Here is a 26,397-nt window from a genome sequence, read left to right as displayed (position 1 = left end):
GGAGGGAGCGGCGTCATCTCACGGGACACCGTCGCTCCATACCATCGCGCATCAGATATCTTAAGGGACGACATGGGCTTACTTCATGTTCGACGTGCAAGAGGTGCAAGCGGCGTGAGAGGTGTAAAAACCGACGAACGCCCCGAAAAAACCTTGACACCCAAGCCGATCATAGGGAATATCCATCCTGCTAGACTCGGCATCTTCGGCGCCAGGGTTCGTTTGATGGTTCGGCATGAAATGACTAGCATCTGTTCGAACGTGCACATGCAATGTCATTCGAAATCAACGAGGTAGATGTATGAGTAGGCGCACGACGAGTTTGGCTGTTGCATCCCTGGCTGCCGCGTCCCTGATCACGCTCGGTTCGGCGTCCGCGAGCGCCAAGGACCACGCGGATTGGGCCCTCGAGTTCGTCGACAACGCGGTCAGCAACTCGCCGACCGACCAGGGCGAGAAGTGCTTCATGAACTGGAGCAACGGCGATCCGGCCTGGTCCGCCAAGACCAAGGCCGCGTGCTTCTTCACGCTGTCGCTCCAGAAGGCGATGGGGTACACGGAGGCCGATATCGTGGCCCTCTGGGGAACGAAGAGCCCCGATTCCAAATTCTACTTCCAGTGGCTCAGCATGAGCCCGGTGCTCGGCGCGCCCCCGCCGCCGCCGGACGATGAGACGTATTTCCGTCGCGTCACCAAGGCCGCCGACATCCAGAAGGGCGATGTCTTCTTCATCAACGAGAAGATCGTGCTGGACGCGAATGGGGAGGTGGATGAGGAAAAAAGTACCCCCGCCCACACTGTCATCATCACGGGACCGGCCACGGAGATCACCCCGCAGGTCATGCCGCGCTACTCCGGGACGAAGCAGTACGCCGTACCGGTCGTGGACTCGACCTCCACGGCGCACGGATGCTTCGAGGAGGGGCATAAGTACGCGGATAGCCGGTGGAGCGGGGATTGCAAGGACGGCCGGATGTCGCCGGGGGCCGGGACGGCCACCATGCGCGTGTACACCGACTCGCTCACGGGCATCCTGCTCGGCTTCACGTGGAGCGTCACGGCGTCGCAGACGAGCTACTACTCCCCCTCGACGCGGCCCTACCGGATCGGCAGGCTGTTCAAGCTGCCCGCTCCGATGCCGACCGAGCCGCCCCCGCCCCCTCCCTGATCGACGGGGACGCTCTTCATGCTCACGGCGAGCTGAACCTCTCAGCTCCTGACCAGCGAAGCCCTTACCCCGCGGGCCGGGGTAGGGGCTCGCCCCTTTCTGTACGCCGGCGCGTCGGCAGGCTCGTCTCCCGGGTCGTTTCATCGCGATGTCCTCCTCGGCTCAGGGGATCTCGACCTCGGCCCGCGCGAGCTCGACGATCTCGAGGCGCGCGAGCATCGACTCGGTGACCAGCGGGCCGCTCGGCCGGAGCCCGCGCCGCGCCTGCTCCCGCTCGTAGGCGGCGAAGGCGCGGATCAGGAAGGGGGGGAACGCCCGGAACAGCAGCCTCGCCTCGGCCCGGAGCGGGCCGCGCCGCGCCGAGGCCTGGAGATCGTACGTGTACCGGATCGGCACGCCGGGCGGCACGGAGCGGGTGTCGATGATGGCGTCCGGCCCCCTGACGACTCCGCGGCTCGCGTCGAGCGCGCCGACGGGGAAATAGGTCTCCAGAAAGGCGTTATGCCCCGTGAGGTTCGAGCCGCACGCCCCGGTGTCGGCGTCGTAGTCGCCGTCCTCGAACCTGTCGGCGTGGTGCAGCCCCTGGCCGGGCCCTGGCGCGCAGGCGCCGTCCGCCGTCACGACGCCGATGCAGCGGACGCAGCGCAAGAAACCGTTCTGGAAGTTGATGAGCCCGCGGCCCCGGAACGATGTGCCGCCGAGCCGTGGAGGTGGATTCCAGAGAGGGACATCCGGTCCGTCGCGCACGTCAGCGCCGAACAACCCTCCTTGCGCACCATCGGCCCTGAAGGGGTTGTTTGCGTCCGGGTCGGTGTTCACCCGGGCGAACACCTTGTCTCTCAGATCCTCATCGGCGCTGTCGACCCGGCCAACCTCGTACAGCACCCGCCCGTCACGATCCCTCACCACGAGGTGGACCCATATCTCGCGCTCCTGGCTGAAGCCGGCAGGGACCTTGTGCCCGGCGCCGATGTTCTCGATTTCCAACGGGATCTCGACGCGCTCTCCCGCCGCTCCCGCCCGCCTCGGCGCGCCGATCTCGAAGCGGAACGTGCGGCGGAGGAGCATGTCGCGGCGGCGGCGGGCGCTCGCGGGGATGCCGTGCGCGTCCAGCGACGGCTCATCGACGAGCGCCTCGGGGAACTCGTCCGACAGCGGCACATCCACGCCGGAGAAGTAGTGGGTCACCACGTCCGCCGGAGCCGTCGAGTGATTGGCGACGCGGCCCCGCGGCCGCGCCCCCGGCGGCCTCGGCGAGAAGCGCGTTCCGGGCGGGCACCCGGGATCTCCCGCCTGCGCCTGCGCGGCGCCCGCCGCCGGGGCCGCCTCGCAGACGCCCGGGTAGGTGCTCATGTGGCAGTCCTGGCAGGTGGCCGCGCGCCGGCCCGCGCGCTCCTCGGATCGCGCCCAGTCCGACCACTCGGTGTAGGCGTTGCGCAGGCGCTTGAAATGCTCGCCGCGCGCCGCGGCGAGGCTGTCGGTGCCGAAGAGGCGCACGTCGTGGCAGGCGCCGCAGAACTCGCTCGATTGCAGGTACGCCCTCGCGCTCGCCGAGGGCCTGCCGTGCACGACGGGGTCGACGCCGCCCGCCGGGCTCGCGGAAGAGCGGCCCGCGCGCCCGTCCGCGCGCTGGCCTGCGGTGAGCAGGAGCTCCTCCGGGCGGAGGTCGTAGCCGCTGTTCGCGATGCCGAGCAGGCCCCGCGCGTCCTCGGGGCGCGCCGGGAAGACGGCGCCCGTCACGAACGACGTCCACGTCGCGTTGCCCTGGTAGCCGGGGCGCCCGCGCGCGCCGACGGGGCCGTGCACCTGATGGCAGAAGCCGCAGGAGATCCCCTCCAGGCCGCGGCGGGTGAGGAGGTCGCGCACGGGCAGGCGCGCGCGGGGATCGCCGCCGGGGCGGCCGTCCCACGCGGGTATGGCGGTGTCGAGGTTCTCCGCCGGGCTGTGGCAGTTGACGCACCAGTGCTCGCCGCCCGAGCCGGTCACCGCGACGCCGCTGCGCCGATCGCGGCACGCGCGCGCCGGATCGGCCTTGCGGAGGATGCCCGCGCCGTTCGGGCAGTCGGCGTCGCGCCCGACCTGCTCCTCGATGAGGCTCTCCAGCGCGTTGAAGAGCGGGCTCGTCACCGAGTGCGCCATCACCGAGCGGCGCCACTCCGCGGCCTGGCGGCCGTGGCACGCGGCGCAATCCTCCGCCGCCGTCTCGTGCTGCGCGAGCGGCGCGACGGGCGCCACGGCGACCGTCCGCGGCGCGGCCCGCTCGGGCGCGCCCCGCGCGAGCGCGAGCGCGGCCGCCGCGACGAGCGCGCCGGCGCCGACGGGCGCGAGCTGCCACAGCCGCGCGGACGGGCCGCCGCGCGCGTCGCGTCCGCGCGTCGCGTCCGCGCGCCGGGCCGGCGCCCCGTCCCGGGGCTCGCGATCCGGCGGCGCGGCGTTGGTCGTCGCCGTGGCTGCCGCGCTGCTTCCGGTCCCGGCCACGGCGCCGTCGCGCCGGGGGGCGCGGGCGGCGCGCACCGGCCGCGGCTCTGGGCCGTCCTCGTCGAGGAACCCGCGCAGCGCGTCGGCGATGGCCTCGGCGCGCGTCGGGCGCTGCGCGGCGTCCGGGTGGAGGAGCCGGAGGACGTGGCTCTGCAGGCCGGCGGGGAGCGAGGCCGCGACGCCCTCGGCGAAGGGCGGAGGCTCGCGGTGCGCGGCCTCGCCGAGCGCGTGCCGAAGGCCGGCGCCCGCGAAGGGGTGCTCGCCCGAGAGCAGGCGGTAGAGCGCGAGCCCGAGCGTGTAGCGGTTGGCGGCGCTGTCCCAGAGCGCGCCGTCGGCCTGCGCGGGGGGCGTCCAGAGCGGCGGGATCCCGGAGGAGACCCGAGGCGCCCATCCGGCGCGCGGCTCGGAGCCGGCGCCGCGGGTCGTCGGCGCCTCATGCGCCCCGACGAGCGCGGCGACGAGCGCGCTCGCGGGAAGCGTCACGTGGCCCGCGTCGTCCACGAGGACCGCGTCCGGCGAGAGCGGACCTGGAAACAGGCTGGCGCGCTCGCAGGCGGCGAGCGCGCGGGCGATGGCGATCCCGATCCGGAGCGCGTCCTGGAACGGCCACGGCCCGGGCCGCGCGCGCATCAGGTCGGCGAGAGGGGCGCCGGCGAGCCTCCGCACGAGCCAGACGGGCGCGCCCTCGGCCGGCGCGACGCGGCCGGTTTCCTGGACGAGGCGACCGGGTTCCTGGGCGGGGCGGCCGGTTTCCTGGACGAGGCGACCGGGTTCCTGGACGGTGTGGCCGGCTTCCTGGACGAGGCGACCGGCTTCCTGGACGAGGCGGCCGGCTTCCTGGGCGGTGCGGCCGGCTTCCTGGACGGGGCGCTCGCCTTCCGGCGCGGCGCCGACGCCGCCGTCGATGAAGCCGCCGACTCCAGCGCTGCCGAGCGACAGCAGGCGCGCCGCGACGGCCTCGCGATCCGGCGCTGCTGGGCCGCCCTGGTCCGCCGCGCCGAGCCGCCACAGCTCCTCTGCAACGCCGCAGCGCGATCGCGCGGCGCACCCGATGGCCGGCAGGGGCGCGCCCTCCGTGTAGCCCGCCTGCTCCGGCGACGCCCTCCTCACCGCGCCCCCGCGGGCGGCGCCGGCGTCGTGGCGCTGGCGGGCGGCTCCGGCGCGCCGTTCGCCGAGCGCAGCGCGCACGTCCCGAGGCCGGCGAGCGCCGACAGCGCCACGATGATCGCGATCGCGATCCTGGCCGGGATATCGCGCGTCCGATCGATCTGCTCGACGAGCGCGATCGTATCGGCGCGCGGCGCGCCCGCCCCATCCGCGTCGCGCGCGGCGCCCGGCGCGCTCGCGCGTCCCTTGTCGCCGGTGCGCCGCGGCGCGCTCGCGCGCTCCCTGTCGCGCGCAGCCTCCGGCGTGCTCGCGCGCGCCTCGTCGCGCGCAGCGCCCGGCGCGCTCGCGCCTCCCGGGTCGCCGGTGCGCTGCGTCGCGGTCGCTGCGCGCTCGCCGCTCGTCGCGGTCGCTGCGCGCTCGCCGCTCGTCGCGGTCGCTGCGCGCTCGCCGCTCGTCGCGGTCGCTGCGCGCTCGCCGCTCGTCGCGGTCGCTGCGCGCTCGCCGCTCGTCGCGGGGCGCGGCGCGCTCGCCGCCGTCTGGAACGGCTCCAGCCGGTCCACGATGTCCTGCGCGAGGTACGGTCGATCCTCGGGCGCCTTCTCGAGCAGCTGGAAGAGGAGCTGCTCGACGCCGCGGGGCAGGCCGCGGCGCACGTCATCGTCGAGCGGCGGCGGCTCTGCCGTGCACTGGAGGTTGAGCAGCTCCCGCGGCGAGGCCGACTGGAACGGCGGGCGCCCCGAGAGCATCTCGTACAGCATGAGCCCGAGGCAGTAGAGGTCCGAACGGTGATCGATGGATCGCGCGTCGATCTGCTCCGGGCTCATGTACTGCAGGGTGCCGACGCTCTGCGTGTTCGTCTGGTTCATCGCCTCCACGACCTTGGCGATGCCGAAGTCCATCACCTTCACGCCGCCGTCCTTCTGCACCATGATGTTCTCGGGCTTCAGATCGCGGTGGATGACGGGCGGCGCTTGCCCGTGGGCCGCGGCGAGGGCGCTCGCCACGCTGGCCGCGATCCGCACCGCTTCCGGCCAGGGCAGGCGGCCGGCGGCGCCGAGGACCGAGCGCAGCGTCTGGCCGTCCAGGTACTCGAGGACCATCACGAGCTCCCCGGAGGCCTCGAGGCTCGCGAGGCTCCGGACGATGTTCGGGTGCTCGAGGTGCGCGAGGATCTGCATCTCGTTCAGGAACAGCCGCCGTCCCTGCTCGCTCCGCGCGAGCTCCGGGCGGAGCACCTTCAGCGCGACGCGCCGGCGCGACAGGCGCTCCTCACCCTCGTAGACCTTGCCCATCCCCCCCTCTCCGACGAGGCGTCGAACGAGGTACTCGCCGATCTGCTCCATGCGCGCCGTCTCCTCCCCTGACCCGGGTGTCTCTTGTACGTGCGAGCCGGGCCGAGGGCTTACACTCGATGCCACGTCCGCGCTCAGGCGCTCCGGGGTCGCGGCGCTCTGCGCCCGTGGTACGTTGCGCCCCACCATGGACGACCGAAAGCGCGACGCGCGCACGCCGGCCGAGATATTCCGCGCCGAGGCGGAGGCCGAGGCGGAGAACAACCGGCTTTGCGAGGAGAGCAAGCACCAGCTCGCCAACCGCTGCCCCGAGTGCGGCAGCCTGGGCAGCATGGAGCTTGTCGACGGCACCTTGCGCTGCGTCGACTGCGATGAGGTGGTGGCCGCCGGCCGCCAGCTCGCCGGCTTCGGCCGCCGCTGACGGGCTCGTTTTACGTACAACGGAATCGTGCGTGGCCACGCGACTCCCTACGTGCCGCGTACGTGATCTGACGCGGTGAACGAGGTCAACCGGCCGGCGCCGGACAGAAATCGTCGGGGAAACCCTCTTTCCTGATGATTTTGAGTCGCCGCCGTGACTATTCTGCGACCGTCGGCGCATTCGCGCCCAGACCAGTTTTCACCCCCGGACAGGGTGCACGGAAGTGCAGCCAGACAGCAGACCGGGGTGACAGCCAGACGGAAGTGCCAAGGAGCTCGAGATGAAGCAGATCGCAGCGGAAGGCTCGTACCACGCGCCACGGGAGACAAGCCAGGCATCCCGGGCGACGACGGCACGAGGCGCGAGCGGAGGGCTGCTCATCCTGATGATCGAGGACAGCGCGATCGCGAACTTCGGTCCTTCCAAGGAAGGTGAGCTGGTAAACAGTCCTCGCTGGTCACGTCCGAAGCGTTGATCAGGGGGGCCGCGCCCCGGGGTCTGCCCGGCGCCGCGCTCGCTCCGCGCCGACCGGCGTGTCTTCCACACCGACCGACCCGCGCACGCGGTGCGCGCCGCGCGACCTGTACGGCGACCCGCGCTCCGGCCGCCGGGTTGCCGTTTTTTCGCCCCCTCCGCTGAATCGTGGCACCTCGTCGGTGTGGACACCCGGCGAACGAGGCGGAAAACGATGGTCCTGGCGCTCGCGGCTGCCTCTCTCGGCGGGGCGGCGCTCGGTGCGCTCGGCTGCAGCGACCCGCGCGAGGTCGTCGCGCAGATCGGCCGGGAAGAGGCTCCCGCGCTGAGCCGCGCGGCCCGCGCGAGGCAAGGCGACGGAGCCGACGGACAGGCGAGCGCGCCGGATGGCGAAACCGCGGCGAGGCCGGCGACCGCGGACGACGCCGCCGCCAGGGAGAGCCGCGGCGGTGCGGGCCGCCTCGACGGGGCGGACACGTCGCCATCGGCCCGCGGCGCGGCGCGGGAGCGGCGCCGCCGGTCGGGGTCGGCCGTGGAGGGCGCCGGGCGCGCGGCGTCGGGCGTCGGCGCCGACGAGCGCGCGACCGCGGCGCCCGAGCTCCAGGTGGTGCGGCTCGTCGTCTCGAGGGGCATCGCCGACCGCGAGCCGCTCGAGCCCGCGACCTCGTTCGCGAGCGCGGACGTCGACCGCATCTACGCCTTCGTCGAGCTCGCGAACAAGGACCGGGCCGCCTCGGAGATCAGCGTCACCTTCACGCCGCCCGACGGGGGCGCGCCGCTGCGCATTCCCCTCGCGGTCGGCGCGCAGCGGCGCTTCCGGACGTGGGCGGCCACGCGCAAGGCGCGCGCGGCCGGGCTCTGGGCGGTGACGGTCAGCGACGCCGCGGGCAAGGAGCTCGCGCGCGCGTCGTTCACGATCACGAAGTAGGAGGCGCCCGTGGTCTGCACGCTCCGCTCGCGCCCCGCCGCCCTCCGGGGCGCCCGCCGTGCCGCCGTCCTCGCGCTCGCGCTCGTCGCGGGAGGTTGCGTCGCCCGCGTCGCCCCGGAGCCCGGGCTCGCCGGGGCGCGACGCTCGCCCGCGACCGCCCGCGGCCCCGGCGAGCAGGTGGGGCTCAACTTCTGGGTGCCCGACGGCCCCGCGGCCAGGGTGCTCTCGTTGCAGGTCCCGGACCTCGACGACGACGAGCCGGTCGAGGGCGCTCCGCCGGCGAGCGCTGCGCCCCGGCGCGCCGCGTCCTCGGCGTCGGACGAGGAGCGTCGCTACGTGCTCCTGCCCGGCGTCTCCCTCGCGCCCCCCGTGGAGGAGAAGCTCGCGGACATCGCCGACGCCTACTTCCGGCGGACCGGGAAGGAGCTGGTCGTCACGAGCGGCACGCGGGACCCGGCGCGGCAGGCCGAGGCCATGCACGAGCTCTTCCGGCACGGGGCCGACGTCCTCGGCCTCTACAAGGACAAGGCGGCGGCGCGCGAGATCAAGAGCGCCTACGAGGAGGGCCTCGCGGCCGAGCAGCCCCCCGAGGCGCTCGTCGAGGCGCTCGAGGACGTCATCCGCGCCCAGATCGACCGCGGCGTGTTCATCTCGGCGCACCTCAGGGAGGGCGCTGTCGACGTCCGGAACCGGGACATGACGCCTGCCGACAAGCGCGCCTTCCTGGACGGCATCGAGGAGGTCGGCGGCGTGCTCGCGCTCGAGGAGTCACGGCCGCCCCACTACCATCTGCAGATCGAGTAGGCGCCGTCGGGCGATCGCCGCACGGCTGCGCAGGGGGCGCTGTGGAGCGCGCCCCTGCGCGCGCGGCGCGTCACTCGTCGTTGAACCGGACGATCTCTCCGGAGTCGGTGTTCGTCCAGTAGACGCCCGACGCGTCCGCGGCGATGCCCGTCGGGCCCTCCTGGCCCGGCGCGATCACCTCCGGCACGGCGGTGTTGTCCTTGCGGAGCCTGTAGACGTCCCCCGCCGCCCTGACCGTGACGTAGACGTGGTCGCCGTGGGCGGCGATCCCGGTGGGGGCGCTGGACAGCTTGTCGAGGAGCGCCACGGGCGCCTCTCCCGCCGGCGCGCTCCGCGGATACCGGAGGACGCCGTCGGGCGTGAGCCAGTAGAGGTTGGTCTCATCCGCGACGATCGGGCCCGGCATATCGAGCCCATCGAGGAGAACCCTCTCTTTCTCCTCGTCGCCCGTGTCGTCGACGAAGATCTCGCCCGTGCTCTGGTCGGTGAAATAGACGATGTCCCCGTCCGCGGCGACGCCGGCGGGCGCCCCGGTCGGGACATCGACCCCCGTGGGGTAATTGCCGTCGTCGGTCCCGTCCTTCCGCTCCCAGTTGACGCGGTGGCCCCGGGTCCGCACGCCATAGACCTGGGCGTCGCCGGCCGCGATGGCGCTGATCCTGCCGCAGCCCATCCAGAGGGCCATCTGCTCGGTGTCCAGGGCGACGGGGAGCGCCGCGTCCTTCGGCATCCTCAGCAGCTTGTCGCGGTCGGTCATCTCGCCCTCGCAGCTCTCGTCGGCGCGCTCGCTGTCGGTGCTCGACCAGTAGATGTGCGTCGCGTCCACCGCGACGGCCTCGGGCGACTCGCTGGAAGGCTGGAGCAGGTCGACGACCGCAAAGTCGTCCTTGATCTGCATCCGGAGCGCGCCGCCCGCGGCGCTCCCCTGCGCCCCGTCGCTCCGCTCGTTGGCCCAGTAGATCGCCTGCTCGTCGAGCGCGATCGCGCGCGGCCCCGCCTGCCCGTCGGCGATCGTGATCAGCGGCGTCACCTCGCGGTCCTCGAGCCCCGCGATCTGCGCGCAGCCCTGGAGGCACGGCGCGAGCGCGGCGAGCGCGAGCGCCGCCGCAGAACCCATCGAGCTTCGCATCACCACCGCCCTCCGAGCGTCACGCGCCCGCCGTCCGCCGCGACGCTCGGCGCGACCCACACGCGCTCGGCCGCGGCGGCCTTCTCCGTCGATCCGGACAGCAGCACCATCGCGACGCCGGCCCCGACGCACGCAAGACCGGCGCCGATCGCGATGTTCGAGACCATCGCGGTCGTCTGGGCGCTCTCGTTCGCCTCGACGTCCGCCCGGCTGCAGCGGAAGTTGCCGCTGCAGCCCGCCTCGACGTCGCTGGCCTTCTGCATCGTCAGGACCCCGAACACCGCGCCCACGCCGATCCCGGCGAGCCCGACGCCGCCGGCGACGAAGCCCAGCGTGCGCATCGGGCTGCCGCTCGCGCGGGGAGCCCCGGGCGCCGCGGCCTCGGGCGGCGCCTGGGGCGCCGGCTGCGGTGGGGCAGGGGAGGCCGCCGCAGCCGGGGCCGCGGGGGCGACGTCCGCGAGCGGCGGGATCGTCACCCGCATCGTGCTCGGCCCGGGATCGAGCGTCACCTGCTGCGACCAGGGCTGCTTGCCCGGCGCCCTTGCCTCGATCGTCGCCGTGCCCGGATCGACGGGGATGCCCGAGCCCGTTGCCGCTGTCGCGCTGAGGTCCTTGCCGTTCAGCGTGAGCGACATCCCCGGCGCCGGCTGCGCCACCTCCAGCACGAGGCGCGTGAGCCGGGCCTCCAGCTCCGAGCCGCGCCGGGCCGCGAACTGCGCGCGATCCTGCTGCCCCGCGCTCGCCGCGAGCGCGGACGCCTCCTTGAACTCGGCCCACGCGCTCGCCGTCTTGCCCTCCTTCTCGTGGCAAACGGCCAGGTTGAGCAGCGTCCCGACCGTGGGGTCCACGCGCTGGCTCTCGGCGAGCTTGGGGCACGCTTCCTGGAGCTTGCCCTCGTCCATGAGCCGCTTGCCGTCCTGGAACAACCCCTCGGCGAGGGCCTTGTCCGCCGGGGTCGGCTGGGCCCACAGCGGCGAGGTCAGGCTCATCCCGGACAGCAGCGCGATCCATGCGCCCGCGTGTCGCGCTCGTGACGGTCTCAATGGCGGCTCCTCAGCATATCGTCCTCGCTTGTCGACTTCGGCGGTTTTGGCGGGAGGCCAGGCTTCTGCGGCGCTCCGGACGCCGTGGCCCTCGGTCGGTCGCCCGGCGCGGCGTCGCCCGCCGGCGCCGCGCTCGGCGACGCGGTCGGTGCAGCGGGCGCGGGCGCCGCGGGGCTCGCCGCGGCGGCGGCCGTCGCCGCGGAGACAGAGGCCGCGGCGGTCGGCGCCGGCGCGAGCGGCGCGGGGGCGAGCGCGCCGCTGCCGGCGGGCTCGCCGCTGCCAGCGGCCGAGGCGGGCCCGGGCTCGCGCGCCGCCGCGGCGCTCGGCGTCTCCGCCGTCTCGCGCGCCACGCGCGGGCCCCCGATCAGCCACACCCCCACGCCGATCGCGCCGGCGAGCAGCGCGGCCGCGCCGGCGGCCACGAGCAGCTTGCGCCGCGACCTGCGGCGCGAGCTCGTGTGCGTCCACGACGCGCCGGACAGCCGGTCGCTGTCCTCGGCCGCCCTGGAGTTGAGCAGCGTCTGCCCGGCCGGCGACGCCGCGCCGATCGCGCTCTGGATGCGCGAGGTCGAGAGCTTCGCGAAGCTCGATCCGAGCGGCTCGAGCGCCTGCGCGAGCTTGGCGACGTTCGCGTAGCGCGCGCTCACGTCGCGCTCCAGGCAGCGCGCGACGATCCGCTCCAGCGTGGCGGGCGCGTCGCTGCGCTTGTCGCGGAGCCGCGGCACGGGCTGGTGCAGGATGTTCGCCATCACCGCGGCGACCGTCTCGCCCTGGAACGGTTGCTCGCCCGTCACGAGCGTGTACAGGAGCACACCGACCGACCACACGTCGGCGCGCCCGTCGACCGTCCTCGGCGCCATCATCTGCTCGGGCGACATGTACCCGGGCGAGCCCATCACCTGCTTTGTCGACGTGAGCCCCGGCTCCGCGGGCGAGTCGAGCCCTTGCCCCTTCGAGATGCCGAAATCGAGGACCTTGATGTGCCGTGTCCCGTCCGTGTGCTCGGCCAGGAACAGATTCGAAGGCTTGATGTCCCTGTGCACGACGCCGGCCGCGTGCGCCTCGGCCACCGCCTCCAGCGCCTGGAGCACGTAGTCGACAGCGTCCTGGATCGGCAGCGGGCCGTGGGCGTCGATGACCTGCTGGAGATCGAGCCCGGTCAGGAACTCCATCACCATGAACGGCACCCCGCTCTCGGTGGTGCCGACGTCGAACACGCGCGCCACGTGCTCGCCCTGGAGGCGCGCCGCCGTGCGCGCCTCGCGCAGGAAGCGCGCCACGGCCTCCTGGTTCGCGAGCGCGTCCTGGCGAAGGATCTTGATGGCGACCTTCTGGTCGAGATCCTCGTTGCGCGCGGCGAGGACGACGCCCATTCCGCCGATCGCCACGACCCGCTCGACGCGGTACTTGGCCGCAATGAGCTCACCGGGCTGGGCCACCGGTGCGAGGAGCTGCGCGGTGCGGTCGGGGGTCACGGCTGGCGCTCAAGCCTACATGAACGGACCCGGTTTTCCGAGAGCCGCGCGACGGCCCATCGCCCTTTATCGCGCGCGCAGGTCCCGGCGGGGCGAGGCGCGAGCGGCGCACCCGGGAGCGAGCCCCGCGCTTCGGCGCGCGCAAACGACCGCCGAGTGGGAATCTGACGTCACGCGCGTCACGCGCGCCACGCACACTCACGGGGGCGCCATCGCCTTGCTATCGTCCCGTGGATTGCCCGTCAACCGCGCGGGAAGAGGCCGTGCCTGCCGGCCGCCCGGAGCTCGTCCATCCCGGCCTGCATCCGCGCGACGACCCGCGCGAACGCGCGCTCGACCTCGTCCGGATCGCTGGCGGCCTCCCTCGGGAGACCGAGGTGGAGCGGGCGGAGCACGCGTGTGTGGATCTTCACCGGAAGGGGCACATGGGGGATCGGGATGCCGACGATGAGCCCCCACGGCAGCGCGAGGCCGAGCGGCGCGACGTTCGAGCGCGCGAGCTGCGGGAGGCGGAGCCGCTCGGCGAGCCTGCTCCCGTCCGTGGCGATGTAGAGCGACTGGTGCGCGCCCGCGCTGACGATCGGCACGATCGGCACGCCCTCGCGGATGGCGAGCCGGACGAAGCCGCGGCGCCGGCCGAAGCGGATCGTGTACTGCGCCGAGGTGGGCTTGCACGCGTCGAGATCGCCGCCTGGGAACACGAGCACCGCCGCGCCGCGGGCGAGCGCGCGCCGCGCGTTCTCCTGGCTCGCGGCGATGGCGCCGCAGGCGTTGAGCCAGGGGCCGGCCTTCGGGACGTTGAACGGCAGGTCGTGCATCAGCCCGTAGGCCAGGCGCGAGGGCCCATAACGGCGCCAGTACGCCGTCATGTGGCAGTACATGTCCGGCATCCCCGTCATCGCGTTGTGGTTGCTGACGGCGAGGAACGGGCCGTCGGGCAGCTCCTCTTCGAACTCGGTCTCGCAGCGGAAGTAGTCGTCGTAGAGCAGCCCGAGCAGCGGGAGCACGCGGGCGATGAACGCCGGGTCGCGCGCGTCGAGGTCGTCCGGGCGGGCGCGCTCGCGCCCTTTGGCGGAGAACGCGGCGATCGCGTCCTTCAAGGCGTCGAGGCCGGGGCGGGGCTCTCTCGGTTGGGTCAGCACCGTTCCCGGTGCCCTAGCCTGCGGCGCGACCGAGGGGAAGCGGATCCTGGATCTCGCCGCGGCGGCGCGGGCGCGGCGCGTCGACGCGCGTCGACGCGCGTCGATTACTGGATGTCGCGGCAGCAGCGGAAGCTGGTCTCGTAGAAGCGGAACCCGTCCGCGTGCGCCGGGTTCGTCGAGGCGCACCGCGGCTTCGCGCCGCCGAAGCAGCCGGACCAGTAACAGCCCTTGAGGACGTGAGGATACTCGTTCACGTGGTACTTTGTGCGCACCACCCACTCCTCGACGTTCCCTGTCATGTCGTGGACCCCGAAGCCGCTCACGCACCCCGGGCGCGAGCCGCTCGGCTCGGCCTGGTACAGGGCCTCGACCTCGGCCAGCGCCTCCTCGGAAGGCCACGTGCTCAGCGCTCGCTCGTCGGGCGCTCTCCACGTCTTGTTGTCGTTGCAGCGCTCCGCTTCGTGGGTGTTCCCGTACGGATACACGAACCCCTCGGGCCCCTGGCACGCCGTGTCCCACTCGTCCTCGGTGCAGAGGCGTTTGCCGCGCGCCTCGCACCACGCGTGCGCCGAGACGGCGCTCTCCATCACGAGCGGCAGGGCGCCTTCCTCGTTCGGCGCCTCGAAGCGATCGATGCAGTATCCCTCGACCACGACCATGTCGGGCGGGCACGGCCGCTCGGGCTGCGTGTCGAGGGGGGCGGCGCCTTCGTCGACCCCGCCGCTGCCCTCTCCCCCGGCGCCGCCCGCGCCGCCGGCCGCGCCCCCACCGCCCGCGCCGCCGGCCGCGCCCTCGCCGCCCGCGCCGCCGCTGCCGGCCGACGTCGAGGCGGCGACCGACGTGGCGGAGGACGCCGCCGCTGCCCCGCCGCCGCCCGAGGCGTCGTCCGCGCCGCTGCCGAGGCCGAGATCTCCGTCGCAGGAAGCGCTGAAGAGCGACGCGAGACAGAGAAGCGAGGCGATCCGAGCGGCGAGCGCGAACGGGAGAGCTCCAGGGCGCATTGCGGGCTCCTCATCGAACAGGGTGCCAGAGCGGCGGTCTGCCGTCGAGCGAGCGCGCCGCGCCGCGCGCGCCTCGCACCGCGGTTCATCGCGTCAATTCGTCGCCGACATCGACCCTCGTCCACGGCGTCGTCTCCGCGGTTCGCTTCCACACGTGTTCCTTCATCGTCCCTCGCTGCACCGGGACGGAGCCACCCGCCGGGGGCGGTGAAGCGGGCGCGCGCCTCGGGCTAGAGGCGGAGCTTGCAGCGGAGGATCGCGCTCGGGGTGACGCGCGCGGCGGTCAGCCGGCTCGCGCGCGCGTCGACGCGGGCCCGGACCGCCACCGTGCCCGCGAGCGTGCGGCTCACCAGATCGCGCGCGAGGAGGCCCACGGCGCCGGTCAGGTGCGACATCGCGGCGGAGCCGGCCAGGAGCGAGCACGGGATGGATCCGGAGAGATCCATACCGATGGCCGCGTCCGCGCCTTCGCGCTGGATCGTGCCCGTCCCTGCGAGCTTCAGCGCGCCGGCGGCGACCTCGACCCCGCCGAGCGCGACGCGCTGGCGATCCGCCGAGATGCGCGCGTCCGCCTTGACGGTGGTGGTGTCCCCGAAGAGCAGCCCGTCGAGCTCCTTGGGGTGGGGAAGGGTGAAGCCCTTCACGGTGAGCGCGATCGGGCCCTCCAGCGGCGCCTCGGACAGGGCCGTCCGGTCCGCCCCCTCGGCGAGCCGCAGCTCGAGCGTGCCGGAGACGACCATCTTCGAGGCGCCGACGTCGACGCCGAGCAGCGCGCCGACCGCGGAGAGCGGCGTCGGCGCGAGGGAGATCGCGGCGCTCGGGGAGGGCCGCGGCCGGATCTCGGCCCGCAGCGGCGCGGCGAGGGCGTCCTCGCCGCCGAAGCCCAGCGCGATCGCTTCCGCGCCGATCGACCAGGCGACGTCGGTGCGCGCGATCTCCTTGCCGGCCCACAGCACGCGCGCCTGCTTCAGCACGCCGGCCTCGAGCCGGGGCGCGCCGGGCAGCGGCGCGGCGGCGCCCGGCGCGCCGGCCGCGCGGGCCTGGAGCGCGCCGTCGGCCAGCGCGAGGACCTCCGGCGCGCCGTCGCGATCCCGGTAACCGATGCGGACGCCGCTCGTTGTGAGCGGCAGCGCCGCCGCGCGCGCGCCGTGCTGGGCGGCCCACGCCGGAAGGCCCTCCAGGGCGTCGATCCCAGCGAGGGTGATGTCGACGCCGTCCGCCGCGATCCGCGCGGGCGAGAGCCCGCGCAGCTCGATCGTGGCGCGCGCGATCGTGCCCGAGAGCCCGCGCACCCCGAGGAGCGAGAAGCGCGCGCCGCGCAGGCGGACGGCGCCGAGGCCCAGGTCGATCGCGCCCGGATCGAGCGCGACGCCGCGCGCGCGGGCCTCGGCGATGATGTGCCGGCGGATCGCGGGGGGGCCGAGCACGACGAGCGCGGCGACGGCGGCCGCGAGGACGGCGACGACGGCGAGCGCCGCGATCGCGGCGCGGCGGCGCCGCCTGCCGCGGGTGTCACCGGGACCACCAGCGCCGGGCGGCGCCTCAGGGGCGCCGCCGTGCGGCGCCTCCGGTCCGGGATCGGGGAGGGTGCGGGGAAAGGGGCGTGAGGAAGGCGCCACGGGGTAAATTCCCTCTAGCGTCGTTCGAGCGCCCTCGCGAGCGCTTCGCGCGGCTCAGCGCGCTTGCGGACAGGCCCTCGCCTGCGCTACGGCTCACGAGAGCCACGCGTTCCCGTCCGTCGTCCCGTCGTCCCGTCGTCCCGTCGTCACCGTCGTCACCGTCGTCACCGTCGTCCGTTCCGCGGAGCCCGGCATGCAGATCACCATCATCGCGAGCGGGAGCGGGGGCAACGCCACCCTGTTCGCGTCCCGCGGCACGCGCGTCCTCGTGGACGCGGGCGTGGGGCCCCGCGTGCTCGGGCAGTGCCTCGCGGCGGCCGGCGCGGGCGGCGCGCTGGGCTGGGCGCCCGACGCGATCGTCGTCACGCACGCGCACGCAGACCACGTCGGCGTGGCGGCGAAGTACAACAAGAAGCACAAGATCCCGGTCTACGCCTCCGAGGCCACCGCGCGGGCCGCGGAGCTCGGCGATCCCGAGCGCGTCCGGCTCTTCTCGTCGCGCGAGCCGTTCGCGATCGGCGCGCTCACGTTCTCGCCGAGGCCGCTGCCGCACGACGCGGCGCAGGTCGCGCTCGTCGTCGACGACGGCGCGCGGCGGGCCGCGCTCGCCACCGACCTCGGGGAGATCCCGCCGGGGCTCCTCGAGCACGTCGCCGGCTGCGACGTGCTGATGCTCGAGTCGAACTACGACGAGGACATGCTCGACGCCGGCCCGTACCCGCAGCACCTCAAGCGCAGGATCCGCTCGGCGCGCGGCCACCTGTCGAACGCGCAGGCGTGCGCGCTGCTCGCGGCGCTGCCCGGCGGCACGCACACGGTCGCGCTGATGCACCTCTCCGAGAACAACAACCGCCCGGATCTCGCGCTCGACGCCGCGCGCGCGGCGCTCGCCGGCAGGCGCACCCGCCTGCTCGCCGCGCCGCCGCGCGGGCCGCTCGTCCTCGACACGGCCCCGCCGCCCGGCGCGGCCCGCGCCCCGCTCTCGCCGCCGCGCCAGCTCGATCTGTTCTCGGCGATGTGACCCGCGTCGAGCGGCGCCGCGCCGGCCGCCGTCGAGCGCCCTGGCCGCGCGTCAGATGCCCTCGAGCCGCACCTTCTGGCCCGCGACGACGCCGTGGCGCCGCGTCCAGCCGGCGTTCACCTCGAGGACGTACGTCGAGGGGCAGCCGACGTCGAAGGTCGAGTCGGTGAGCGTCGGGGTGTTCTCCTCGATACCGACGATCGTTCCATCGCTGTCGATGAACAGCATGTCGAGCGGGATGCACGTGTTGTGCATCCAGAACGCGTGGTGGGTCCGCTGCTCGAAGACGAAGATCATCCCGCGGTTGTCCGCCATGTGCTTGCGGTACATGAGCCCGCGGGCGCGCTCTTTCTCCTTCCGCGCGATCTCGACCGTGACGTCGGGCGCCTTCGTGTCGAGGAAGACCACCTTGCCGGTCGCGAGCTGGAACGGGCCGGTCGGGTCGTCGGGGCACGCGGGATCCGGGCCGACGCGGCTCGGCGGCGGCCGCTCCGGCGTCGCCGGGGTCGGCTCGATGCAGCGCGCGTCCCTCGGCGTCGCGGCCGGCTCGGGCGGCGTGGCCTCCGGCGCGGGTCGGTCGAGCGCGTCGCCGCGGGGCGCGACCGGGATCGGCTCGTCCACGCGGCGCTCGCACGCGCCGAGGGCGACCCCGAACAGCAGCGCGCCCAGGGCGGGCGCGAGCGGGGCAAGCGGGACGAGCGAGGCGAGCGAGGCGAGCGTGGACAGACGGGTCGCGGGGGCGCAGCGCGAGCTCATGCCGCTTCCTACCATGGCGAGGCTCGTCCTTGACCGCAGGACCGCGACGCGCGAAATCCTCGCACGATGATTGTCCGAGCCCTCGCCACCCAGTCCATCGCCACGCTCGCCGCGCTGGCGGTCCTCGCCGGATGTTCAAAGACCCCGGAGCCCACGGCCGAAGAGGCGCCGAAGCAGGCGCCGAAGACGACGCCCGCGTCGACGGGAGCGCCCGCGTCGGGGCAGGCCGGGGACAGGGCGGAAGAGAAGAAGGAGCGCCCTCAGCCGCAGCGGCGCAAGGTCACAGCGAAGCCGGTCGCCGAGGTCAAGCCGAGCGAGGACGACCCGCTCAAGGGCAAGTGGACGCTCGAGGACGCCACGAAGGGCCTGCCGGCAGGCAAGGCGCTGACCGCGTCGATCGAGACCGACCTCGGCACGCTGTCGTGCAAGCTGTTCGACGACAAGGCGCCGATCACGGTGGCCAACTTCGTCGGCCTGGCGCGCGGGATCCGGCCGTGGAAGACGCCGGAGGGCAAGTGGGAGAAGAAGCCCGCCTACGACGGGACGATCTTCCACCGGATCATCAAGGGATTCATGATCCAGGGCGGCGACGCGAAGAAGAACGGCACCGGCGAGGCCGGTTACGTGATCCCCGACGAGGTCTGGGAGGACGGCAGCCACGACCGCCCGGGCCTCCTGTGCATGGCGAACCGCGGCAAGAACACGAACTCGGCCCAGTTCTTCATCACCGATGCGGCGGCGTTCCACCTCGACGGCGGCTACACGATCTTCGGCGAGTGCGGGCCCGAGGAGCTCGTCCACAAGCTGGCGAGCGTCGAGGTCAAGGGCGAGCGCCCGGTCAACCCGCCCGTCATCAAGAAGGTGACGATCACCCGGCAGTAGCGCCTTCCCGGCGCTGGACGCCGGCCGCGCCGCCCAGCTCGGGCCCCGTCGCCGCGCGGCGACGGCCCGAGCTCGGGCTGAGCCTTCCGTTGCGCGCCGCTCGCGTGAACGCGCGGGCGGCTACTCGCAGTCGTTCGCCTCGCCGGGCGAGGGCGTTGTCGCCAGGGTGAAGCTGACGTCGAGCCACTCGCTCGTCTCATCATGCCCGGTGAGGCCGTTGCCCTCCGTCAACAGCTCGCCGACCTCGCGATCGCTGCAGCGGACGATGCTCTGCCGGTCGCCGGCGACAGCGGCCGACCGCTGGCTGCTGCGCGAGGTGTCATCGGCATAACCGCGCTCCCCGGTCTTGTACGCCATCTCCGAGTTCCCGAGATCCTCGCCCCAGATGACGTAATCGACGTCCTTGACCGGGCTGCCCTCCGTGCCTTCCCACTCGAAGAGGATCACCATCTCGCCGTCGCCGGTGAGCAGCCCGCCGGACTGCGCGCCGAGCGCGCCGTTCGTCGGCGCGAGCATGGGCGGCACGTCTTCCCCCCCGCAGGGGATGGCCGTCGAGTCAAGCGCGAAGTCGGCGCAGCGGTCGTACTCGAGCTCGAAGCCGTCGTGGGTCGCGAGCACGAGGTGCTTCCCTGCCTCGATCACGGTCCCGGCAGGGAACTGGACAAGGAAGTCCGTACCTGCGCTGCCGCTCGGCGCCCACGCTTCCCCCTGGGCGATGCGATAATAAATGGTGTTGTCGGATAGGTAGTAGTTCGTCAGGTCGACGTCGGTGTCGGTCGGGTTCCAGATCTCGATGAACTCCGCCGCTCCCGGCGCGACGACGATCTCCGAGATCAGCACGTGGCCGGCGGGCTCGCCGCTGACCTCGCCACCGCCGCCGCCGTCGCCGCCCGCGCCGCCGTCGCCGCCCGCGCCGCCGCCGCCGGTCTCTCCGCCGCCCGCGCCGCCGGCGCCGCCCTCGCCGGTGGAGCTCGACGTGGTGCTCGAGGAGCTCGCCCCGCCGCCGCCGGTCGCGTCGTCACCGCCGCAGGCCATGAGGTGGGCGAACGCCAGGGGGGAGGCAGCGAGGAGTGCGATACTGAGCAGGTTGCGCTTGTGCATTGGGTGAGAGATACATCAGAGCGCCGGCCAACAGGCAAGTGGGATTGCAGCCTGGAGGAAACGATCCACCGCTCGCGTTCGCGTCAGGACGGTGCCTGCGCCGCCAAAGGCGTGGCGGGCGCGCGAGGAATCGATAGCATGGCGCCATGAGACGGCGCTTCTCGCTCCTCCTGACACTTCTCTGTCTACCGCTCCCCGCGCTCGGCCTCGCTGCGGGGTGCGGCCAGACAGTCATCGTGGACGATCCCGCAGCCGGCGGCGGGGGCGGCGTGGCCGGAGCGCCGCCCGTCCAGAACGGCGAGGGAGGCGAGGACGCGGGGACCGATCCGCTCGAGGAGTACGTCGACCCGGGCTGTCCCGACGTGGAGCCGATCACCGACTTCGCTTGCGATCCCTACGATCAGTCGAGCGGCCACTGCGGCCCCGGAGAGGGGTGCTTCATCTACGTGCAGTATCCGATCGAGCCGTGCGGGCAGGAGATTTACGGCGCCTACTGCGCGCTGGCCGGCTCCGGAGGGCAGGGCGACCCGTGCAGCGGCGGCGGCGAGTGCGGCGCCGGGTTCGCCTGCGTCGTGACCGGCTCGGGCACGCAGTGCGTCCAGCTCTGCGAGCTCCGCGGCGACGATCGCTGCAGTCCGGGGCTCGTGTGCGAGCCGATCGACGTCGCGGGGATGGGCGGATGCTTGTGACGAGGCGTCCTCTGGCTCGTCATGCTCATCGGAATACGGCGCTGGCGCTGATCCTGCTCGGGATCGCCGCCTCGGGCGGCGCGCTCTCCGGCGGGTGCGGGGCGCGGACGGGGCTGAACATCCCGCCGCCTGCGCCGGAGTGCGAGGTGGACGCCGACTGCCCCGGCGCCGACGATCTGTGCAAGCCGGTGTTCTGCCAGCTCTTCGAGGCGGAGCAGCCCGACGCGGGCGCGCCGCCCCCGCCGGACGGCGTGCCGGGGGGCACGGCGCAGCGGCGCGGCGGGACGTGCGTCGAGCTCCCGCCGGTCGACTGCGACGACGGCGACCCGTGCACCCGCGACAGCTGCGAGAGCGCGACCGGGATGTGCGCCTACGGGCCGTCGACGCTCGACACCGACGGCGACGGGTTCCGCGCGGCGCTGCCCGGCACGATCCCCGGCGAGCCGCTCTCGTGCGGCGACGACTGCGACGACGCGAGCGCCGCGGCCTTCCCCGGCGGGCGCGAGATCTGCGACGGCGTCGACAACGACTGCGACGGCACGGTCGACAACGGGGCGCGCTTCGTGCCGATCGACGGCAACGCGACGCGCGTCTCGGGCGACATCGCGCCGGCCGGCGCGGGCGGCCTTGCCTGGAGCGGGACGTCCTACGCGGCGCTCTACACGGGGACGACGCAGGGCTTCAACCTGTACCGCTCGATGATCAGCGCCGACGGGGAGAAGCTCCCGCCCGGCGAGGAGATCATCACGCCGAAGAACGGCGACGCCTCTGGCGGGCCGATCGTGTGGGTCGGCGACCGGTACGGCGCCGCCTGGCAGGACCGGCGCGACGGCGACTACGAGGTGTACTTCTCCCTGCTCGACGCCGAGGGCCAGAAGGTCGAGGGCGGCGACAGGCGGCTGTCGAACGCGTTCGGCTTCTCGGTCAACGTGGCGCTCACGTGGAACGGCGCGGAGTTCATCCCCGTCTGGCAGGACGAGCGCAACGGCATCTTCGACCTGTTCGCCCAGCGCATCGACATCGACGGCAACCTGATCGGCGAGAACGTCCAGCTCACCGAGGCGTCGAACGGCCTCGGCAACGAGGCGCCCGCCGCGGCGGCGGGCCAGAGCGGGATCGGCGTCGCGTGGTCCACGGGCGACGCGACGACCCACTTCATCCAGTTCCGGACGTTCTCCGCCGAGCTCGAGCCGATCTCGGACGTCGTCAGGCTGACGGACGGCCGGACCGACGCGGTCTACCCGACGGTGGTCTGGAACCGCGATCGCTACGTGATCGCGTGGTTCGACAAGTCCGCGAGCCCCAAGGCCATCTATGCGGCCACGGTCTCGGAGGACGGCGAGATCCTCGCGGCGCCCAGGGCCATCTCGAACCCCGGCCCGTTCCGCTCGCGGTACCCGCACCTGCGCGCGCTCGGCGATCGGGTGCTCGCGATCTACTCGGACGACCGGGATCAGAACGACGGCTACGAGCTCTACGCGGTCACCGTGAGCGCCGACCTCGTGCCGCTCAGCGCCGAGCAGCGGCTCACGTCCGCGCCCCGCGACAGCATCAGCCCGGTCGCCGCGTTCGGGCCCGAGGGCGATGTGGGCATCCTCTTCCGCGACGATCGCGAGGGCGGCGAGCACCACGTCTTCTTCACCCGGCTCAGCTGCGAAGCCGGCGACTGACAGCCCCCCGGCCGGGCGCGTCGACCTGTCCGCGACCGGGCGCGTCGGCCCGTCAGCCGCCGGGCGCGTCGACCTGTCCGCGACCGGGCGCGTCGGCCCGTCCGCGGATGGCCCCGCGCTCCGCCGCGACGGCGCGCTCGGCTCAGCCCCGGGTCGGCTGACGGCGCAGCCGGAAGGGGCCGGCGCGGTGGACCTTGCCCGGCAGCGGGCGGCCGATGACCTGCTCTGCGACGTTTCCCGCCTCGATGAGCTTGTCGAGATCGATGCCGGTCCGGACGCCCATCCCGTGGAGCATGAACACGAGATCCTCGGTCGCCATGTTGCCGGCCGCGCCCGGCGCATACGGACAGCCGCCCACGCCGGCCACCGACGCGTCGAAGTCGCGCACGCCGAGCTCCAGGCCGATCAGGATGTTCGCGAGCGCCGTGCCCCGCGTGTCGTGCAGGTGGAGCGCGAACCGCTCTACCGGCATCGCGTCGAGGAAGCGGCGGACGATGTCGTGCGTCTGCCGCGGGGTCCCGATGCCGATCGTGTCGCCGAGCGAGACCTGGTAGCAGCCGAGATCGATGAGCCGCTCCGCGATTCGCACGACGCGCGCCGGATCGACGTCGCCCTCGTACGGGCAGCCCCACACCGTCGACACGTAGGCGCGCACGGCGAGGCCCGCCTCGCGCGCCGGCGGGACGATCTCCGAGAACACCGAGAGCGTGTCGTCGATCGACTTGTTGATGTTCGCGCGGTTGTGCGACTCGCTCGCGCTCAGGAAGACGGCGATCTCGCGAAGGCCCACCGCCAGCGCCCGCTCCAGGCCGCGCGCGTTCGGGCACAGGGCGCTGAACGTCACGCCCTGCTCGGGGGCGAGCGTCCTCGCGAGCTCCTCGGCGTCCGAGAGCTGCGGGACCCACTTCGGCGAGACGAAGCTCGTGATCTCGATCCGGCGGAGGCCCGCGGCGACGAGCGCCGCGATGAGCCGCCGCTTGCCCTCGATCGGGATCATCGCCGCCTCGTTCTGGAGGCCGTCCCGCGGGCTGACCTCGTAGATCGAGACCTCGTCCGCGACGCGCGCGAAGAGCGGCGGCGCGGGGGCGGCGCGGTCCGCGCTGGCGTGCTCGGCGGTGCCCTCGGTCATCGGCAGACCCTCGTCGCCAGGCAGGATAGCGTCAACCGCTGACCATCCGAAGCTGCCTGTTCGACGCGGACGGCGTGAAGGGGATCGGGTAGCTCCCCGAGAAGCACGCGTGGCAGTAGCTGTCCGCCGACGGCCGCGCCGCCGCCGCGTCGCCCTCGCGCACCTCGATCGTTCGCACGCTCTCGACGAGGCCCTCGAGCGACAGGTAGCCCACGCTGTCGGCCGTCAGGTAGCTCCTGATCTCGTCCACGGAGTGGCTCGCGGCGATGAGCTCCGAGCGCGTCGGCGTGTCGACGCCGTAGTAGCAGGGCCAGCGCGTGGGCGGGCTCGAGATGCGCATGTGGACCTCGCGGGCGCCGGCGTCGCGGATCATCTTCACGATCTTCCGGCTCGTCGTCCCGCGGACGATCGAGTCGTCGACGACGACGACCCGCTTGCCCTCGATGGCCGCCCGGTTCGGGTTCAGCTTGAGCCGGACGCCGAAGTGCCGGATCGACTGCTGCGGCTCGATGAACGTGCGGCCGACGTAGTGGCTGCGGATGAGCCCCATCTCGAACGGCGCGCGCGCGCGGTCGGCGAAGCCGATCGCCGCCGGCACGCCCGAGTCGGGCACGGGGATCACGACGAGGTCGTCTCCCGGCTCGACCGGCTGCTCGGCCGCCAGGCGCCTGCCGAACGCCTTGCGGACCTCGTAGACGCTCACGCCCTGGATCGTCGAGTCGGGGCGCGCGAAGTAGACGTGCTCGAAGATGCAGAGCTTGCGCTGCTCCGGCGCGAAGGGGAACTCGGAGCGGACGCCGTCCGCGTTGATGATCACCATCTCGCCCGGCGCGACGTCGCGCACCTTGCGCGCCCCGATGAGGTCGAACGCCGTCGACTCGCTCGCGACCACGTGGGCGACGCCGCTGCCGCCCGGCATCTCGCCCAGGCAGAGCGGGCGAATGGCGCGCGGATCGCGCACCGCGATGAGCTCGCGCTCCGTCAGGAACAGGAGCGAGTAGGCGCCCTCCACCTGCTTCAGCGCCTCGGCGATGCGGTCGCGCAGCGACTCCTTCTTGCTCATCGCGATGAGGTGGACGATCGACTCGGTGTCGCTCGCGGTCTGGTAGATCGAGCCGCGCTCCTCGAGCTGCTCGCGCAGGGCCTCGTGGTTCGTGAGGTTGCCGTTGTGCGCGACAGCGAGCGAGCCGCGCGCGTAGTCGACGCCGATCGGCTGCGCGTTCTTCAGGTGCGAGCCGCCCGCCGTGGAGTAACGGACGTGGCCGATGGCGCGATCACCGGGCAGCGTCGCGAGATCCGCCGGCGAGAAGCCGGACTGCACGCGCCCCATGGCGCGGTGGCCGAAGAGGCGCTCCCCGTCGCTGCTGACGATCCCCGCAGATTCCTGCCCTCGATGCTGGAGCGCGTGCAACCCGAGGTAGGCCATGTTGGCCGCCTCGGGGTGGCCAAAGATTCCGAACACACCGCACATGCAGCCTATCTAGTACGAAAACGGGGCATGACCCACCGTCATGGCGATCTGGCGTCATGAATGAGGCGGCCGAGCGCCGGCGCCGGCGGGCAGCGGACGCGGCGCTCGGCCCGCGCGCGGGGCAGGTTCCCCGGCCAGCTCCGTCAGGTATGTGAGGGGGCTAACGAATTTCTACCGGGCGCGGCGCGCCTGGCGCGTGGGATTCCACGTTATTGCGCGGCGGGATGGAGATCGCGGGAAGCGAGGTCCGGACGACTCCCGTTATTCCGGGATATTCCAGAGCTTCTCGATGATCTTGGTTTCCATCGCATCGCCGTGGCACGTGCCGCACTCCATGTCCTCCTTGTCGGCCCGCGCGAGCTTGTACTGGTACTCCTCCTCCATGAACGCCTGCAGGGCCTTCTTGTCCTTGCGGTTCAGGACGTGCTCGTTCCCTGCGTGACAGCTGTCACAGAAGAGCGTGCCGCCGCTCTCGCTGCGGAGCGGCACCACGAAGTGGCGCCACATCTCGCGGGCGACCTTCATGTCGCGCGTCTCTTTCTTGAAGTCGCCCTCGACGTGGCAGCCCTGGCAGGTGTCGTAGCCGAGCGCCTTCTGCAGCAGCGGCATCACCTTCTTCTTCTGCGCCGACGGGAGCTTCTCGAGCGCGGGGATCTTCTTGAGGTTGATCCCGATCTTCTTCAGATCGGCCTCGAACTTCGTCGTCTGGACCGGCGTCGACTTGGCAGGCATCTCGTCGTCCTCGCCCTCGTCCGCGGCCGCCGTCTTCTCTGCCTTCGCGGGCTTGTCCGCCTTCGCGCTCTCCGATCCGCCGGTCGCGCCGTCGCCCGGGAGCGTCTCCCCGTCGAAGTCGTCCTTGTCGGCCGCCGTCTCGGGCGGCGGCGTCGTGGAGCCACATGCCCCTGCGAAGGCGCCCATCCAGAGCGCGAGGGCGAGCGCTGCGTGCTTCATCCTGGCTGCCATACTCCTCCAAAGGCTCGTCAATGCTGAGCGGACCACCGCCCCCCGCGCAGCAGGCCGCGCCGCCTCGCGGCGCGCGCCCGCACTCATTCGCCGGGCGATAGGGCTCGCAGTCTACTCGAATTTGCCCGAGACAGAGAGGAACGTGAGCTTGTTGTTCGTCTCGCGGAGCCGCTGGACGAGCATCCGGACGACGTTCCAGAGGACCTCGTACGCGAGCTCCTTGTGCAGGAACAGCAGGTCCTCGAAGGCGTCCTTCGACACGGTGAGCAGCCGGCACCGCTCGTGGACGCGCGCGTCGGCGGACCGGGGGGCCTCGTCGAGCAGCGCCATCTCGCCGAACACGGCGCCGGGGCCGAGCACAGCGAGCGCCTCCTCGCCGATCCCGGCGATCTCGCGGCTGATCCGGACCTTGCCCTCCAGCAGGATGTAGAGCTTGTCGCCCGGATCCCCGTGCTGGAAGATCTTGGTGCCGAGGCCGTGCGTCTCCTCGCTCGCGACGCGCGAGATGAGCTCGAGCGCGGCCGGAGTGAGGCCCTTGAACAGGGGGACCTTGGAGAGCTGCTCGATCCGTTCGGGGACGATCACAAGCTGCCCCGGAGAATAGCCGAGGCGAAGGGCGCGGCGCGAATTTTCA

Annotated in this window: 23 protein-coding genes; 9 read left to right on the top strand and 14 right to left on the bottom strand. The window is 73.1% G+C overall.

From position 1 onward, the window contains the following. Positions 1–301: 301 nt before the first annotated feature. Entirely contained in the window at positions 302–1,168 is an 867-nt protein-coding gene (locus WMF24_RS22915) for a hypothetical protein (RefSeq protein WP_437738566.1), read from the top strand. 162 nt (positions 1,169–1,330) lie between these two features. On the opposite strand, the gene WMF24_RS22910 is transcribed toward WMF24_RS22915, so the two are convergent. Together WMF24_RS22910 and WMF24_RS22905 are read right to left on the bottom strand one after the other, a co-directional pair. Continuing rightward, entirely contained in the window at positions 1,331–4,756 is a 3,426-nt protein-coding gene (locus tag WMF24_RS22910) for a hypothetical protein (protein ID WP_437738565.1), read from the bottom strand. After that, on the bottom strand, positions 4,753–6,096 hold the full coding sequence (locus tag WMF24_RS22905) for a serine/threonine protein kinase (protein ID WP_437738564.1): 1,344 nt from the start codon (positions 6,094–6,096) through the stop codon (positions 4,753–4,755). Before WMF24_RS22905 ends, WMF24_RS22910 begins: the two co-directional genes overlap by 4 nt. Before the next feature lie 136 nt (positions 6,097–6,232). Here WMF24_RS22905 and WMF24_RS22900 point away from each other — a divergent pair, with 136 nt between their 5' ends. The 4 genes from WMF24_RS22900 (at position 6,233) to WMF24_RS22885 (ending at position 8,672) form a co-directional block, all read left to right on the top strand. After that, positions 6,233–6,466: a hypothetical protein gene (locus WMF24_RS22900; protein WP_437738563.1), complete on the top strand. Its 234-nt coding sequence runs from the start codon at positions 6,233–6,235 to the stop codon at positions 6,464–6,466. 280 nt (positions 6,467–6,746) lie between these two features. Beyond that, positions 6,747–6,941, top strand: coding sequence for a hypothetical protein (locus WMF24_RS22895; RefSeq protein WP_437738562.1), 195 nt, complete (start codon positions 6,747–6,749; stop codon positions 6,939–6,941). A 213-nt stretch (positions 6,942–7,154) separates the two neighbouring features. Then, positions 7,155–7,868, top strand: coding sequence for a DUF2914 domain-containing protein (locus tag WMF24_RS22890; protein WP_437738561.1), 714 nt, complete (start codon positions 7,155–7,157; stop codon positions 7,866–7,868). A gap of 9 nt (positions 7,869–7,877) precedes the next feature. Then, positions 7,878–8,672, top strand: coding sequence for a hypothetical protein (locus WMF24_RS22885; protein WP_437738560.1), 795 nt, complete (start codon positions 7,878–7,880; stop codon positions 8,670–8,672). Positions 8,673–8,742: 70 nt separating this feature from the next. On the opposite strand, the gene WMF24_RS22880 is transcribed toward WMF24_RS22885, so the two are convergent. The 6 genes from WMF24_RS22880 to WMF24_RS22855 form a co-directional block, all read right to left on the bottom strand. Then, the gene (locus tag WMF24_RS22880; RefSeq protein ID WP_437738559.1) at positions 8,743–9,789 is read right to left on the bottom strand and encodes a hypothetical protein; all 1,047 of its coding nucleotides are present in this window, start codon (positions 9,787–9,789) and stop codon (positions 8,743–8,745) included. An 11-nt stretch (positions 9,790–9,800) separates the two neighbouring features. After that, the gene (locus tag WMF24_RS22875; RefSeq protein WP_437738558.1) at positions 9,801–10,790 is read right to left on the bottom strand and encodes a hypothetical protein; all 990 of its coding nucleotides are present in this window, start codon (positions 10,788–10,790) and stop codon (positions 9,801–9,803) included. Positions 10,791–10,840: 50 nt separating this feature from the next. Further along, on the bottom strand, positions 10,841–12,319 hold the full coding sequence (locus WMF24_RS22870) for a serine/threonine-protein kinase (protein WP_437738557.1): 1,479 nt from the start codon (positions 12,317–12,319) through the stop codon (positions 10,841–10,843). Between the two features lie 242 nt (positions 12,320–12,561). Continuing rightward, positions 12,562–13,461: a 1-acyl-sn-glycerol-3-phosphate acyltransferase gene (locus WMF24_RS22865; RefSeq protein ID WP_437738556.1), complete on the bottom strand. Its 900-nt coding sequence runs from the start codon at positions 13,459–13,461 to the stop codon at positions 12,562–12,564. A gap of 104 nt (positions 13,462–13,565) precedes the next feature. Next, positions 13,566–14,462 carry a formylglycine-generating enzyme family protein gene (locus WMF24_RS22860; RefSeq protein WP_437738555.1) on the bottom strand — a complete coding sequence of 299 codons (897 nt, stop codon included), beginning with the start codon at positions 14,460–14,462 and terminating at the stop codon, positions 13,566–13,568. Positions 14,463–14,692: 230 nt separating this feature from the next. Continuing rightward, positions 14,693–16,081, bottom strand: a complete 1,389-nt coding sequence (locus WMF24_RS22855; protein WP_437738554.1) for a hypothetical protein — start codon at positions 16,079–16,081, stop codon at positions 14,693–14,695. A gap of 193 nt (positions 16,082–16,274) precedes the next feature. Between WMF24_RS22855 and WMF24_RS22850 the strand changes: the two genes are divergently transcribed. After that, positions 16,275–17,102, top strand: coding sequence for an MBL fold metallo-hydrolase (locus WMF24_RS22850; RefSeq protein ID WP_437738553.1), 828 nt, complete (start codon positions 16,275–16,277; stop codon positions 17,100–17,102). Between the two features lie 51 nt (positions 17,103–17,153). Here the strand turns inward: WMF24_RS22850 and WMF24_RS22845 are convergent, their stop codons facing one another. After that, entirely contained in the window at positions 17,154–17,858 is a 705-nt protein-coding gene (locus WMF24_RS22845; RefSeq protein WP_437738552.1) for a DUF192 domain-containing protein, read from the bottom strand. Positions 17,859–17,924: 66 nt separating this feature from the next. On the opposite strand from WMF24_RS22845, the gene WMF24_RS22840 reads away from it, so the two are divergent. Next, positions 17,925–18,740, top strand: a complete 816-nt coding sequence (locus tag WMF24_RS22840; protein WP_437738551.1) for a peptidylprolyl isomerase — start codon at positions 17,925–17,927, stop codon at positions 18,738–18,740. A gap of 120 nt (positions 18,741–18,860) precedes the next feature. On the opposite strand, the gene WMF24_RS22835 is transcribed toward WMF24_RS22840, so the two are convergent. Next, positions 18,861–19,841: a lamin tail domain-containing protein gene (locus WMF24_RS22835; RefSeq protein WP_437738550.1), complete on the bottom strand. Its 981-nt coding sequence runs from the start codon at positions 19,839–19,841 to the stop codon at positions 18,861–18,863. 146 nt (positions 19,842–19,987) lie between these two features. Here WMF24_RS22835 and WMF24_RS22830 point away from each other — a divergent pair, with 146 nt between their 5' ends. Together WMF24_RS22830 and WMF24_RS22825 are read left to right on the top strand one after the other, a co-directional pair. Further along, positions 19,988–20,530, top strand: coding sequence for a hypothetical protein (locus WMF24_RS22830; RefSeq protein ID WP_437738549.1), 543 nt, complete (start codon positions 19,988–19,990; stop codon positions 20,528–20,530). Continuing rightward, positions 20,521–22,200, top strand: coding sequence for a MopE-related protein (locus WMF24_RS22825; RefSeq protein WP_437738548.1), 1,680 nt, complete (start codon positions 20,521–20,523; stop codon positions 22,198–22,200). Before WMF24_RS22830 ends, WMF24_RS22825 begins: the two co-directional genes overlap by 10 nt. A 142-nt stretch (positions 22,201–22,342) precedes the next feature. On the opposite strand, the gene WMF24_RS22820 is transcribed toward WMF24_RS22825, so the two are convergent. The 4 genes from WMF24_RS22820 to WMF24_RS22805 all read right to left on the bottom strand — a co-directional run bounded on the left by WMF24_RS22820 (position 22,343) and on the right by WMF24_RS22805 (position 26,348). Next, positions 22,343–23,329 carry a hydroxymethylglutaryl-CoA lyase gene (locus WMF24_RS22820; RefSeq protein ID WP_437738547.1) on the bottom strand — a complete coding sequence of 329 codons (987 nt, stop codon included), beginning with the start codon at positions 23,327–23,329 and terminating at the stop codon, positions 22,343–22,345. Between the two features lie 31 nt (positions 23,330–23,360). Next, the gene (gene purF, locus WMF24_RS22815) at positions 23,361–24,800 is read right to left on the bottom strand and encodes an amidophosphoribosyltransferase (protein WP_437738546.1); all 1,440 of its coding nucleotides are present in this window, start codon (positions 24,798–24,800) and stop codon (positions 23,361–23,363) included. Positions 24,801–25,061: 261 nt separating this feature from the next. Then, positions 25,062–25,751, bottom strand: a complete 690-nt coding sequence (locus WMF24_RS22810) for a hypothetical protein (protein ID WP_437738545.1) — start codon at positions 25,749–25,751, stop codon at positions 25,062–25,064. A 123-nt stretch (positions 25,752–25,874) separates the two neighbouring features. Then, complete coding sequence (locus WMF24_RS22805) at positions 25,875–26,348, bottom strand: cyclic nucleotide-binding domain-containing protein (RefSeq protein WP_437738544.1); 474 nt, start codon at positions 26,346–26,348, stop codon at positions 25,875–25,877. Positions 26,349–26,397: the final 49 nt, after the last annotated feature.

This window comes from Sorangium sp. So ce1335, assembly GCF_051521615.1.
In the GTDB taxonomy this organism is placed as follows: domain Bacteria; phylum Myxococcota_A; class Polyangia; order Polyangiales; family Polyangiaceae; genus Sorangium.
This window is presented reverse-complemented; position numbering and strand designations above follow the sequence as displayed.